Genomic DNA, 13,738 nt, shown 5'->3' on the forward strand with positions numbered 1-13,738 from the left:
GAAATTCAGTCTGCCCTTTTCATCGGCAGCAACGAAAAGATATGGCTAAGAACCCAGTCCAATTATAGAAGTATTTCAACAGTTGAACAATAACATGCCGAAAAAGTAAACAATTCTTTAGGCAAACTAAAGCCCCAGGCATTGTTTAAGCATCTGTTGGGCTTGGTATTGATAGCCTCCCCCAAACAAATTGAAGTGGTTAAGTATATGGTACAAATTGTAGAGAATTTTCCTTTGTTGATACCCCGGCTGAGCCGGGCAAATTGTATGGTAGCCCTGGTAAAATCCAGCGGGAAAACCGCCAAACAGTTCTGTCATGGCAATATCGACTTCCCCATCGCCATAGTAGGTGGCAGGGTCCAGAATCACCGGTTCCCCAGTGGTTAAAATGGCACCATTGCCAGACCATAAATCCCCATGCACTAAAGCTGGAGTCGGTTGGCGATCGCCTAGCAATTGCTTCACCTTCGGCACTACCAGGGCCGGAGCTGGAAAGTTCCCCCCCCGCCGTCGGGCTAGGGTTAGTTGATAACCAAGACGCTGCTCCGCAAAAAAGTCTGCCCAACTATCTGTCCAAGGATTGGGCTGGGGAGTGGCCCCAATGGTGTTATCAATCTGCCAACCAAATTGAAGGCTGCCCCCCGCTTGATGCAGAGCCGCCAAGTTTTGCCCCATGCGGTACCAACTATCATGGCTACCCCGGCCAAACTCCAACCACTCCAAAACAAGGTAACTATGGCCCGCTGCACTGCCATGGCAAATAGGACGAGGAACCCGTATGGTTTTGGTCGCCGCCATCCCTTCCAACCCTAGGGCTTCGGCTTGGAACATGGGCCACTGGTGGGCTTGGTTCAGCTTGACAAAATATTTTGCCTCCCCGTCCATCAGGCAATAACCCTGGTTAATGCAGCCGCCACTGACCGATCGCCGTTCTGTGCCAGTGAAGGATTGCCCGGTGGCTTGGCTAATTTGTTGGGCAATGGTTTGCCAGAGGGAAGGGGAACTCACAGCAACAGGGAAGATAAGAACAGGGCAAGGGGATTGCTAAGCAGGGCTGGAGGGGGTAGCTAAAAGAGGATCCAATTGGCCTTGACTATCCAGGCTATAGAGTTGGTCACAGCCGCCAATGCCCTGGTTATTAATGAAAATTTGTGGCACTGTGCGCTGGCCCTCCGACCGTTCGGCCATGGCTTGTCTACCCTGGTCATCACCATCAATTTTGTACTCGACAAATTTGACTCCTTTCCACCAGAGTAAAAGCTTGGCTCGGATGCAGAAAGGACAGGTTTGCCAAGTATAAATTTCCACTTTTGCTTTGACCCCATCAGCTTGGCGGCCACTAAGTAGGGGAAGCCAGTTAAACAAATTAGCCATGGAATTACCGGAAAGTTTTGATTGATTACGATTACACAAGATTAATTTTGATCATGCTAGGGATTTTTAAAGATCGCTGGGATGATCGACAATCTCGCCATCGGCCCTAACCCACACCAGCTCACCGATCGCCATGGCTTGGGCATAGGCATTCAGTTCCTCCGGAGATCGCCCACCGAGGTCTAATTCCACCCGGCGATCGGGATAATGACGGCGTAATTGTTGGGCGTGGCGAAAAGCGGCTCCTTCGGCCGAATCATCCACCGGGCAAACTAGATAATCAATGGCAGCAGTGCTAGTGGGTAACGTGCCCGATGCCAACAAACATTGGTGCAAGTCTTCAATATTTAGGGAGAAGCCGGTGCCGGGAAAGGATTGTTTTTGGGGATGGTAGTGGCTCAGCAACTGGTCATAACGTCCTCCCTGACCCAGTACATAGCAGTTGTCGGTTTGGCGACTCACCGCCTGGAAAACCATGCCAGTGTAGTAATCAAAGGGTTGCAACCAACTCAGATCCAAGACTAAATTCAATGGGCCATCGCCACTGGCGGCCACCAAAGATAACAATGCCTGCAGGCGATCGACCCGGTCTAAACATTCCCCTTGCAAGCTCAATTGACCTAACCTAGCCAATACTTCCTTCACAGAACCCCGCAGGTCAAACAATTGCAGAGCCAGGTTTTTTGCCTCATCGTCAGGATAGGGCAGTTGGGACAGTTCCACATAGTCCAAGCGAGTGATGCAATCCCGCACAGCAGTTTGCAGATGGGTGGGTAATTTGGCCAGCAGACTTCTGGTCAACCCCGCATCCCCCAAAATTAACTGCCAATCGGTCAAGCCCAATTGGGTCAGGCAATCCGTCAACAATAGAAGAATTTCCGCGTCAGCCCGAACGCCCCCGGCAAACAGCAATTCTATGCCCGCTTGGAAAAACTCCATTTGCTTACCGTGGTAGCCTTCCGGGGGATTACGAAAGACATTGGCCCGATAACACAATCTTTGGGGTTGGCTGTCGGTCATGCGGGTCACCACTGCCCTAGCAATGGAGGCGGTTAATTCGGGCCGTAGTCCCAACCGTCCTTCGCCACTGTCCTGGAGTTGAATAACTTTGTTGGCGGAAATGGCCCCGCCGGCCACTAGGGTATCCAACCATTCCAACGTCGAGGTGACGATGCGCTGGTAACCCCAACGGTGAAAGGTTTTTTGTAGTTGGTCGTTGATGCAGGCTTTCTGGGCCACTTCCAGGGGCAATAAATCCCTGGCTCCAGCGGGGGGATGATGAATCATGGTGATAGGGCTTTGGCTCGGATTCTCCTCAGCCTCCAATATAGTGTTTTCCCGCAACTCAGAGGAAGTTTGGGCGAATTTAGGCTTAACTTTAGGCGATTTAGTTAAAGCCGGGAACTGAACTACAGTTTGGCCTAAAGTGTTGGCTCCCCGGGCAAAATGTCCCTTGAACTATTGGTATTTTGCCAAATGTTCCAGCAATGCCTGGCCCATAATTTCCACCGGTACTTCCCTACCTAGCCAAATTCTCAGCGCCGCCGCCCCCTGTTCCACCAACATTTCTAAGCCGTCGATGGTCACTAACCCTTGCTGCTGGGCTCCCCGCAAAAACTCGGTTGGCCTTGGAGTGTAAATTAGGTCGTAGGCGATCGCCGTGGGAGGTAGTTTTTCTAGCCAAGATTGGTCAACGGGGGACTGATGAACATGGGGAGTCATGCCGATGGGGGTTCCATTAATCAGTAAATTAGTTTTTCCTAACACTCCAGGTAATTTTTCCCAGGGCAGAACTCGCAGAACCTGTTGAATTTTTTGGTCCGTCCAACTGTTAGCAAACTGAGCCAATTTTTCCTCGCTACGCCCCACCACCACAATTTCTCCACAGCCCAACTGACTCAGCCCCACCACCACAGCCCGGGCTGCTCCACCGTGGCCCAGAATAACCGCTGTTAGGTCTCCCCAATTTCTATTCAGTTTTTTCAGGGGAGCTAAAAAACCTTCCACGTCCGTATTTGTACCCCGCCAACCGCCGTCTTCCCACCAGAGCGTATTGACTGCCCCCACCAGTTGGGCTGTTGTGCTCACCTGGGTCAACAACGGTATGACCGTTTGCTTATGGGGAATGGTCACACTCAAACCCTGCACTCCACTGACCCCCAAGCCATTGATTGCCACCACTAAGTCCTCCGGGGCAATGGGAAAAGCGGTATACACATGATCACTGGCGATCGCCTGGAGCACCGCATTGTGCATCACGGGGGAAAGGGAATGGCTAACAGGGTGGCCAATTACACCAAGGAGCTTAGTTTTACCGGTGATGGGAAGCATGGAGGACAATTGTTAATTGCAAGGGAGCCATGTTATATTACTAAATCGCTAGGACGTATAGCTCAGTTGGTTAGAGTACATCGTTGACATCGATGGGGTCACTGGTTCGAATCCAGTTACGTCCATTAGTTTTTGTTTTTTCCCGTACAGTGACATGGGTTTCTCTGTCGGTACTGTATGAACCGATGTAATGGCAATACGGAGGAAACAGGGGTCTTACCAGGACGTACAAAAACATCCATGGTGGAATAAAGAATAGGGCTGGAAAAATATACTCAATAACACGAAACCAATAATTCGGCCATCAAGAAATTTCTACTGTCTAAAAGACTTAAGCAGTCTCGAAATTATTTGAAATGACTATGTTTAATAATTTAATAAGCTTAAGAGGGTGATAATAGCTTCGGGAAGGCAAGTCTTTTGTCACAATTATCTTCGCCTTACTACTTAGACTGATGAAAGAGCGATAACTTTCTAGTTGCCCAGGTCAATTGCCCTTTCAGATTAACCTGGACAACATTTCGCTACTGGTAACTTTTAATGACCCCAGGCCAACGGCCATATTTGAAATAAAAACCGCCTAAACAAAGGGCAATAATCAAAATAGTGCCGATCGCCAAGTAACTGGGGACAAAAAAGCTAGTTTCAATAACGTTAATTTGTCCGGGTTTTAACTGCCATTGGCCAGGGATTTTTGTTAGTATCTCTTGCCCTGGAGCAGATGGGCTCTGGAGAGTCAGAGGAGTTTGTAAATTAAAGTTAAGGTCAATCAGAGAACCAGGACTAAGGATAATATTACCCTGGTTGGATAAAACCCCGAGGGCCCGCAGGTCAACGGTTAACTTGAGATGATTACGGTCTACCAATAGCCAGTTACTTTGCTCTAATTCCAGTTCCGCTTTTAGATTAAGTAAATCCAACTGATCCGGTTCCGGCGCTCTTCGGCCTTTGGGGAGTTGGGGATTGAAAAAGCGATTGAATTTTTCCACTAACTCCTGACCACTGCCAAAGGGAATAGTCACCACTAAAGTTTGCTCCGACGGGCGATCGGTATGACCGTTCAAATCCCTAGCCCGCTGGTCTAAACTTTTGAGCCAACGATCTGCTTCCGCTTGACTCAGGGTGGTCAACTGTTCTCCCAAAGTAATATGTTGGACAATCTCCCCATAATGTTGCTCCGGAAAACGGATCCCCACGTCGTAATTGACACAACCCGTCACCAGACAGCAAACGACCACAAGCATCGGTAGTAAGCGTTTAAACCATTTCTGGGGGGCCATAATTCGCAAAGCCTCATTGATTGGGGAGAGGTGGACATATTCAAGGGTCGACAGCCAGTATATCAATCCCCACAGCTCCAAAGATAGTTATTTGTACCATTAAAGCAACCCTTCCTTGGGATAATTTCCCTCAAAAACGAGGCTTGTCAGGCTTTTTCCTTGGCTAAGGATTTTGATACAATCAGATCTCCCATAGCAGGAGAAGATTGGAAGTGACCGTCAAACCGGATTGGCTCCGAGTCAAAGCACCCCAGTGGCAAAGGGTGGGCAGTGTTAAGGATATTTTACGGGATTTACAACTGAATACTGTCTGTGAAGAAGCTTCCTGTCCCAACATTGGTGAGTGTTTTCAAGCCGGTACAGCTACCTTTCTGATTATGGGTCCTGCTTGCACCAGGGCGTGCCCCTACTGTGACATTGACTTTGAAAAACGTCCCCAACCCTTAGATCCCACGGAGCCGGAAAGATTGGCCACCGCAGTGAAAAGGCTAAACCTCAAGCACGTGGTCATTACCGCCGTTAACCGGGATGATTTGCCCGATGGAGGAGCTGCTCAATTTGTGGGTTGCATTGAGGCCACACGTAAAGTTTCGCCGGGTACTACCATTGAGGTCTTGATTCCCGATTTATGCGGCAATTGGCAAGCTTTGGCAACCCTATTGAAGGCCGCGCCGGAGGTTTTGAACCACAATATGGAAACGGTCCCACGGCTTTATAAACGGGTGCGACCCCAGGCAGATTATGCCCAATCTTTGGAGTTGTTCAACCAAGCTAAACAGATTTTGCCCAAGGTTTATACTAAGTCTGGCATTATGGTGGGGCTAGGGGAAACCGATGCAGAAGTGCGTGGGGTGATGCAGGATTTGCGCCGGGTAGACTGTGATATTTTAACCATTGGTCAGTATCTCCAACCCAGTCAAAAACATTTAGGGGTTAAGGAATTTGTTACCCCGGAACAGTTCGATGCTTGGCGGATTTATGGTGAATCCATTGGCTTTTTACAGGTCGTTTCCTCCCCACTAACCCGTAGTTCCTACCATGCGGAACAGGTACAAGCCCTAATGGCCCGTTTCCCCCGTTAAGGTGCTGGAATTTTTTGTTCAGAATTGTACTTCTGCTTAGGAAAAATTATTGTTCCAAAGGTAATATAGCTCCCATCGGCGATCGCCGCTCCTGGGCCAATGCCCACCCCCGCACTGACAAAAACGTTATCACCAATAGTGATACGGTCAACGTAAAGCAGAAGATTGTCCCGTTTTGGTTTAATGACGTGGCCTAGTAGGGTAACTTGGTGCCCTAATATCACGTGGTCGCCAATGTGTAGTAAACCCCGGTCTAGAATTTGTATGCTGGGAGTCCAAAGGACGTTTTTGCCAATGGTGGCGCCCCATAGTCGGAGCCAGAGGGAAAATAAACCGGGCACAAAATGCAAAACCCTTTCCAGGCCAGGAAAAGTGTTGTAGATAAGTTGAATTTGATACGTTCCCCACCACGGAATATAGTTTTTGCCCACCAGATAGCTAAGCCCCGCTTGTAGGGGATAAAAAAGTTGATGAATCCGATAGGTTAATAAAGGTAAGCCATAAATAATTAAGATGAGTAGGATTAGCCAATACCAATTCCCAGTCTCTATCCAGACCACAAAACAAGTCAGAGTTAAAGTAACAATTAGGCCGGGAAATAAGGACAAGAGCCTACTTAACAAAGTCATGGGGGAATAGAGTTGTTTGATAATCGGAATTTAACTCTCTTCATCGTTTTCCATTGCTGGAGCCCGTTAGTATGACGGTAGAGTTTTCTTGAGAGACCGGGCTTTATAGTGCCATTCCTGGTCATTTTGTTGGGAAATTGCTCTGTCAAGCCATTACTTTCCTAGGACAAATCGTCACCAGGGCCCATTAAACCACCGCCACGGCTGGGACGTGTCAGGGGAGAAATGCCCTACCATGGGGAGTACGTAACGAAATATTAAGCAAGTTACTGTGCTTGTTTCCAGACCCATGACGCCGATCGCCATTCTATTTTCCACCCCATTTAAGCGTTTTCTGCGGGAAAAAATACTCCTGGGCAATGCCCCCAGTTGGGAGTTGCTGGCCATCCTCAGTATTTACTTTGTCCAAGGGGTGTTGGGGCTTTCCCGTTTAGCGGTGAGCTTTTTCCTCAAGGATGAACTGGGGTTGAGTCCAGCAGCCATGGGCGCCCTAATTGGTTTGGGAGCAGCTCCTTGGATTATTAAACCCGTCCTGGGTTTACTGTCAGACACTGTGCCCCTGCTCGGTTACCGACGGCGATCTTACCTCTGGCTGTCGGGGTTAATGGGTAGTGCTGGTTGGCTCCTGTTTGCCTACTGGGTTCATAGTGGAATCCAAGCAGGGTTAGTGTTGCTTTTTACCTCCCTCTCCGTGGCGATCGGTGATGTCATTGTCGATTCCCTAGTGGTGGAGCGGGCCCAGCGGGAATCCTTAGCCCAAGTGGGGTCATTGCAATCCCTCACCTGGGGGGCCGCCGCTGTGGGGGGCATTATCACCGCCTATGCCAGTGGCGCTCTGTTGGAGTGGTTTAGCACCCGCACCGTATTTGCCATCACCGCCATTTTCCCTTTACTCACCGTTGGAGCGGCTTTTTTAATTAGTGAAGTTTCCAATGCTGAGGAAGAGGAGAAACCCAAACCTGGGGCCCAGATCAAATTGGTCTGGCAAGCAGTGCGACAAAAAACCATTCTTCTGCCCACTCTGTTTATTTTCTTTTGGCAGGCAACCCCCAGCGCAGAGTCAGCTTTCTTCTATTTCACCACCAATGAGTTGGGCTTTGAGCCGGAATTTTTAGGACGGGTACGCCTTGTCACCAGCGTGGCGGGATTGATCGGGGTGGGTCTTTACCAACGCTTTTTAAAAACTTTGCCCTTCCGGGTGATTATGGGCTGGAGTACGGTAATTTCCAGTCTGCTGGGGCTGACTACCCTGATTTTAATTACCCATGCTAACCGAGCCATGGGCATTGATGACCATTGGTTTAGTTTGGGGGACAGCATTATCCTCACCGTAACAGGTCAAATTGCCTTTATGCCGGTGTTGGTGTTAGCGGCCCGCCTCTGTCCGCCGGGCATTGAAGCCACCCTCTTTGCTTTATTGATGTCGGTGATGAATTTAGCCGGGGTCTTATCTTTCGAGTTGGGGTCATTGCTGACCCATTGGCTGGGGGTGACGGAAACCCAGTTTGATAATTTGGCTCCGTTGGTAATTATCACTAACCTTTCCACTCTCTTGCCCCTGCCCTTTTTGGGACTTCTGCCTGCGGGGGATCCCCAGGTAATTGGAGCAACGGAAGAGCCAGAAAACCCTGGCGATCGCCAGGTGTTGCCTTCTGCGGAGGTATTTGAACACCATACAGCGGGAAGTTTGAACGACCAAAACTTTTTGCCGGAATTCATGCCTGAAAAAAGCTCCAGCCATTCCTAATGCCAAAGCAATGGGATTTCAATCCTTTGCACCTGGAGGCAATACTTTAGACTGGGGAAAGGATTATTTTCTCTTGAAAGGGTTTTTGGTTGAACCATTAAGTTTTTTACCCTGGACCTGGGGGATAACTTGAAGGTCTAAAACTTTTCCTAGGGCTCTGGTAAAGGTCAAGCGATCTGGGCTGGTTTACCTTCATAATTGGAGACTTAAGGGATTCTCCCCCATGGCCGTAACTATCTAACTAAGCCCAGTTAGCCGGTTAGCCTGTATATTCCCCTGTTCAATCCAAGGCTATCAAGCCCAGAACCTAGCTGTGATCCTGTAATTTCTGAATTTTGTAACAATGTGGCTTCTTTTGCTCATCCTTGCTGTCATCACCTATTTTGTGGTTAAAAGCAATGCGGCGCCCATTACCCGCACACCCATTTGGATGTTGTGGTTAGTGTTGATGACCCCGGCAACCCTTTGGACAATTTGGGCAATGGTGTATGGCCCCGATGCCCCTCTACCACCCCTACTGCTCCTGGGGCCATTTTTGGTTTGTCCTCTGCTCTATTGGTGGCTGGTGCAAAAGGGCCGCATTGTCTCCGATAAGCAAACCCAAGGCAATGGTGTCACCGCCCCCGATAATCTCCAGGGCAAGGACGCAAAACCAGCGGAGCAAGCCCCCCGTCCCATTAATGCGGCGGAGGAAAAATCTTTACGGGATTGCTTTCCCTGGGGAGTGTATTATCTCCAACAGTTGGATTATCGGCCCCAGGCTATTCTTTGTCGCGGAAAATTGCAAGTAGCGCCGGAAATGGCCTATGAACGGGTTAAGAGCAACGTGGAAGATGCCTTTGGCGATCGCTTTTTGGTGCTATTCCAAGAAAGTTTACAGGGTCAGCCTTTTTTTGCCCTGGTGCCCAACCCCGCCCAGGCCAAGGAAGATAATGTTAGCAACGGGGAAAAGCTCCATAAACCCTGGTTAGCCTTGACTTTACTAATGCTGACGGGATTTACCACCACCATGGTGGGGGCAGAAATGGCTGGGTTGACCCCCGCAGAACTCCAGGTGGGCATTCAGACATTGAAGGTAGGTTTACCCTACAGTCTCGGCATTTTGACCATTTTAGGTTGCCATGAATTGAGCCATTACTGGGCGGCGATACACTACAAAATTCGCACCACTTTGCCCTATTTCATTCCCATTCCCTTCTTTTTAGGCACTTTTGGCGCTTTTATCCAAATGAAGTCTCCGGTGCCCCACCGCAAGGCCTTATTTGATGTGGCGATCGCCGGGCCGTTGGGGGGCTTGGTGGTGGCGTTACCAATTTTATGGTGGGGGTTGACCCAATCCACTGTGGAACCAATGCCGGAGAATACCAACCTGTTGCGGTTTGATGCCCTGGATTACCGCTTTTCCCTACTGATGACCCTGATTAGCAAAGCGGCTTTAGGCAATCAACTGGGGGCTAATACGGTGTTAGACCTCCATCCCCTGGCGATCGCCGGTTACATTGGTTTGATTGTTACTGCACTGAATTTAATGCCCTTTGGTCAATTGGACGGGGGCCATATTATCCATGCCATGCTGGGGCAACGGGCGGCCGTTGTGACTGGGCAAATTACCCGGGTGGCTATGGTGCTGCTCTCCTTTATCCGTAGTGATTTTTTCATCTGGGCAATTATTTTGTTACTCATGCCCGTGGGGGATCAGCCAGCATTAAATGACGTTAGCGAACTAGATGACCGCCGGGATTTATTAGGCATCGTGGCGATCGCCATTTTGATCTTGATCCTTTTACCAGTGCCTCCCCCGGTAGCCCAGTGGTTACAAATATAGGAATAGGGTTGAAAAAATTACTAAGGCAGTTGAAATTAGTCCAGAGCCTATTTTGAAACCGTTAATTTACTCCCCAAATCCCCCTAGGAATTTCAAGCCGATTGCTCCCATAATTTGGTGGCTAGGGGACCTTGGGCAACTCACCTCTAGCGGTTGATAGGGAAAAAATCGTAGCCCGTCATATGGCTGGGGGAAGGTTTGATTTGCACCAGGGTAGCTTGCCCGGCCCGATCGCCATTGGGCAAAAAGCTCACTTTCCCGTTGATGGTGCTAGAAACAAATTCCGGTTCTGTCAAAGCCTTTTGTAAACCTTGACGACTAGGAGCTATGGCCAAGGCATTAGCCAGTGTGTAAACCGCATCGTAGGTGGCCGCCGTACGCCAAGACACATCTCCTCCCCAAAATTTCCTGGCCGCCTGGGCAAAAGGTCGATTGGTTTCACTCTTAGAACTCCAGGGAATAGCCACCGTTAAACCCACCATGCCCTGGCCCTGCTCCAACGTTTTAATCGTAGACAGGGGACTATTGCCATAGAGCTTTAACCGCCCCTGGTTGGCAGTCCCAAGGCCAAAGGCCCGGTCTAGGCGATCGATATGGGGCAAAATGAGCAATCCTTGGGCACCACTGGCCACAATTTCCGCCATTTTGGCTTGGCTGTTAAAATTAGGTTCACTCAGATCGCAGACCGTGGGAGCCAACTGGCCACCTTGAGCCAATAAACCAGTGGTAAATTCTTGGTAAAAAGAAACGCCATCCGGAGCCTTGGAATCGTAACAGACAGCGACTTTTTTGGTATCTTTACTCACCTGTTGCACTAGGGTTTGGGCGGAAGTGTTGATTTGGGGAATGACCCGAAAAATATGGTCGCCCACATTGGTAATACCGTTGGCATCGCTGGTGGCATTGACCAGCACTAATCCCCCCGCTTCGTAGGTGGGGGCCGCCCCCAGGGTGGCACTACTGGCATTGTGGCCCACCACCCCCAGAATCTGCTCCTGTTTGACTAAAGCTCCGGCAAATTGTTGGGCTAAGTTGCCATCGTTGGAATCGTTAATGATGGTGATGTGTAAAAAACGGCCATTAATACCTCCTTTTTGGTTAATTTCCTCCTGGGCTTGGGCTGCTCCCCGCAGAATTTCCTGGGCAATGTTGAGGCTACTGCCCACCGGGGCCACCACCGCTATCTGGAGAGGATTGTGGCCCAAAGCTCGTACGTTGTTAAGGTAAATCCAGGCTTCCGGGTCATTGGGGAACTTTTCCAAATGTTGAGTTAATTTTTCCAACGCTTCTTCGTTTTTACCTTCGGCGATCGCCTTGGAAGCAAATAACTTGGTTTCATTGTCCATGGTGGGCACGAGCACCTTTTCTCCCGCGCTGACATTGGCCTGTAATTCCCTGGGTATATTGCCAGTGGTGGATAAACCAGGAGTGACAGCGGCAGGATTCATTCTGTTAAATAAAAACCAACCTCCTCCCCCCACAATGCCCAGGGTGACTAACAACGCACCGATTAAAATGGGAATCTCGTTTTTGTTGGACATATTGGCACTCACACTTAGGGGCGACCAACCAAATCAGACTTGGCGGATATCGACAGTATTCTTTCCAACATACTAGTGCTGGAGAGCAGAAAAAAGTCTCTCGCCAATTGCGGGGCTTAGTCTAATCGGCAGCAGCGTATCCATAGCCATTGACAAACGGATCACCTAACCTTGAATGGGGGAAGACACTGCCTTTTTGCTCCAGACAGTGCCGGGCTGTTATTTCTTTTTGAATTCTGACAGTAAAATAGTACTGACACTCTTAAAAACTAAAAGTGGTGCGAATTACCCCCAAGACTAGGGTGCCATTGGCATTGTTGTAGTCAGCATTGGGCACTACCACAATACCGGGGGTGATGGAAAGATTATCATTGACGGCCCATTGGAAAAAACCTTCCAGATAGACAGAACTATCCACGTCAGTGGTGGCAATGTCGTCGGGAAAAACAATCGAACTGCTACTGACCCAGGGTTGCATACCGACAATAATGCCCGCCAGATTGTCTTCTTTAAAAATATCCGGGAACGCAAGGGTCACTGCCCAATTCCAAATGTCTAAACTGCCCCGGCGAATGCTAGTGTCCTCAAAGTTAATAGCATTAAGGGTGCGGGCTTTAGTTACACCGCCCCAACCCCCCAGAATAAAATAGTCACTCAGTTGCCAGGAAAGGGCCGCTCCATAGGCATTGTGGGAAGTATTGGCCGCTTCGCCAAAGGTGGTTTCGGTGAAATAGCGGAAGTTGGAGCGCTGACTTCCCGTGCCGGTGTCTAGGGTGTTGTAGCCATGGCCATAGGTTAAAGCTACGGTGAGATTATCGCTGAAGTCGTAGTTTAACTGGGCGATCGTGCCGTAACCGCCGTTGAAAAGTCCTTCTCCCTGGGAGGGATCATTGCCCGTAGAAGCAAGGTAACCCAAGCTGAGTTGGAACCGATCCCAGGTGCCCTGTAGGGCCGCCCCGGTGCCTTCCCCTAGAAAATAAATAGGACTACGGGTACCAAAGGATGTCAAAGCACCAAAGGCTCCGTCTCCGTCCAAAATGTTCACGGTATTGGTGAAATCATCGAAGGCGCCCCCAGCGGCAAGGGCCCAAAGGCGAATGTTTTCCGTGGCGGGAAATGTGTAATACAAAACGCTGTTGCTTAGGTTGCCATCCTCCGGTTCCGTTGCGCCCAAGACTGGCTGGAAAGTACCGGCCACGGGGCCATAGTCGGCGAGAGTTCCGCTGGATAGACGAATGAAGAGATCGTCATCACCCCGAAAACTTGTATTGAGTTCCAATCGGCTACGATAGCCCAAAGTGGTATTTCTGGCGATCGCCTCGGTGCCGTTATTTTTGTCCCCACTGACAATGCCACCCAGGGCCATCACCACTTGCCCACTTAATTTGGTGGTGGTGGAAAATTGATGGTCTTCTAGGTAACTTGTGCGCACTTCTAGATTGTCGATGCGGGTTCCTAGGGCAGCCAATTCCCCTTCAAATTCCTGGGCCAACCGTTTTAGTTTGTCTATGTCTTCCCTTAACACCGCCACATTTTCCTGCACTAAACGCTCCATTACGTTCATGCAAGCATTTAACCCAGCGGCGAATTCCCAACGGGACAGGGCCCGATCGCCACGGAAAGTCCGGTCTGGGTAACCGACAATGCAACCATAACGCTCCACTAAACTCTGCAGTGCTTCATACGCCCAGGCCGTGGGCTGGACATCCCGCAGTTCCGACACTGAAGTGATTTGAGATAGCGAATTGGGCTCAGCCCTATCGTCAAGGAAACCATCTAGTCTTAGACGATTCGACGATGTTGAGGTCTCAATCATTTGGGCTTGTACTAACTGATTTGTTCCAAAGGCGATCGCCATCAAGGCACCTAAGCCCCACACTAGTAACAGTTGTCCTAACATACGAGTCCTCACACTTTAAAGATTAACCA

General features: G+C 49.6%; 11 protein-coding genes and 1 tRNA gene. 4 read left to right on the forward strand and 8 right to left on the reverse strand.

Going from position 1 to position 13,738, the window contains the following annotated elements; translation table 11 throughout:
* Positions 1 to 126 precede the first annotated feature (126 nt).
* From D082_RS02645 to D082_RS02660, 4 genes are all read right to left on the reverse strand, one after another.
* Complete coding sequence (locus tag D082_RS02645) at positions 127 to 1,008, reverse strand: fructosamine kinase family protein (RefSeq protein ID WP_038530045.1); 882 nt, start codon at positions 1,006 to 1,008, stop codon at positions 127 to 129.
* A 36-nt stretch (positions 1,009 to 1,044) separates the two neighbouring features.
* A complete protein-coding gene (gene grxC, locus D082_RS02650) occupies positions 1,045 to 1,374 on the reverse strand; it encodes a glutaredoxin 3 (protein ID WP_028949309.1) in 330 nt (109 codons plus the stop codon).
* A 66-nt stretch (positions 1,375 to 1,440) separates the two neighbouring features.
* Positions 1,441 to 2,661: an ATP phosphoribosyltransferase regulatory subunit gene (locus tag D082_RS02655; protein ID WP_028949308.1), complete on the reverse strand. Its 1,221-nt coding sequence runs from the start codon at positions 2,659 to 2,661 to the stop codon at positions 1,441 to 1,443.
* A 171-nt stretch (positions 2,662 to 2,832) separates the two neighbouring features.
* On the reverse strand, positions 2,833 to 3,705 hold the full coding sequence (locus D082_RS02660) for a shikimate dehydrogenase (protein ID WP_028949307.1): 873 nt from the start codon (positions 3,703 to 3,705) through the stop codon (positions 2,833 to 2,835).
* 51 nt (positions 3,706 to 3,756) lie between these two features.
* On the opposite strand from D082_RS02660, the gene D082_RS02665 reads away from it, so the two are divergent.
* Positions 3,757 to 3,830: transfer RNA gene (locus D082_RS02665), tRNA-Val, on the forward strand.
* Positions 3,831 to 4,229: 399 nt separating this feature from the next.
* Here D082_RS02665 and D082_RS02670 read toward each other — a convergent pair.
* On the reverse strand, positions 4,230 to 4,985 hold the full coding sequence (locus tag D082_RS02670; protein ID WP_038530049.1) for a DUF3153 domain-containing protein: 756 nt from the start codon (positions 4,983 to 4,985) through the stop codon (positions 4,230 to 4,232).
* A gap of 185 nt (positions 4,986 to 5,170) precedes the next feature.
* On the opposite strand from D082_RS02670, the gene lipA reads away from it, so the two are divergent.
* The gene (lipA, locus tag D082_RS02675; RefSeq protein ID WP_255356945.1) at positions 5,171 to 6,067 is read left to right on the forward strand and encodes a lipoyl synthase; all 897 of its coding nucleotides are present in this window, start codon (positions 5,171 to 5,173) and stop codon (positions 6,065 to 6,067) included.
* On the opposite strand, the gene D082_RS02680 is transcribed toward lipA, so the two are convergent.
* A complete protein-coding gene (locus D082_RS02680) occupies positions 6,064 to 6,696 on the reverse strand; it encodes a hypothetical protein (protein ID WP_028949304.1) in 633 nt (210 codons plus the stop codon). The two genes, lipA and D082_RS02680, sit on opposite strands and share 4 nt — an antisense overlap.
* A 271-nt stretch (positions 6,697 to 6,967) precedes the next feature.
* Between D082_RS02680 and D082_RS02685 the strand changes: the two genes are divergently transcribed.
* Both D082_RS02685 and D082_RS02690 read left to right on the forward strand, forming a co-directional pair.
* Positions 6,968 to 8,443, forward strand: coding sequence for a folate/biopterin family MFS transporter (locus D082_RS02685; protein ID WP_081857602.1), 1,476 nt, complete (start codon positions 6,968 to 6,970; stop codon positions 8,441 to 8,443).
* 343 nt (positions 8,444 to 8,786) lie between these two features.
* Complete coding sequence (locus D082_RS02690; RefSeq protein WP_028949302.1) at positions 8,787 to 10,268, forward strand: site-2 protease family protein; 1,482 nt, start codon at positions 8,787 to 8,789, stop codon at positions 10,266 to 10,268.
* A 146-nt stretch (positions 10,269 to 10,414) separates the two neighbouring features.
* On the opposite strand, the gene D082_RS02695 is transcribed toward D082_RS02690, so the two are convergent.
* Positions 10,415 to 11,809, reverse strand: a complete 1,395-nt coding sequence (locus D082_RS02695) for an ABC transporter substrate-binding protein (protein ID WP_038530056.1) — start codon at positions 11,807 to 11,809, stop codon at positions 10,415 to 10,417.
* 262 nt (positions 11,810 to 12,071) lie between these two features.
* Positions 12,072 to 13,709, reverse strand: coding sequence for an iron uptake porin (locus D082_RS02700; RefSeq protein ID WP_193386678.1), 1,638 nt, complete (start codon positions 13,707 to 13,709; stop codon positions 12,072 to 12,074).
* Between the last annotated feature and the right edge of the window lie 29 nt (positions 13,710 to 13,738).

The organism is Synechocystis sp. PCC 6714 (assembly GCF_000478825.2).
In the GTDB taxonomy this organism is placed as follows: domain Bacteria; phylum Cyanobacteriota; class Cyanobacteriia; order Cyanobacteriales; family Microcystaceae; genus Synechocystis.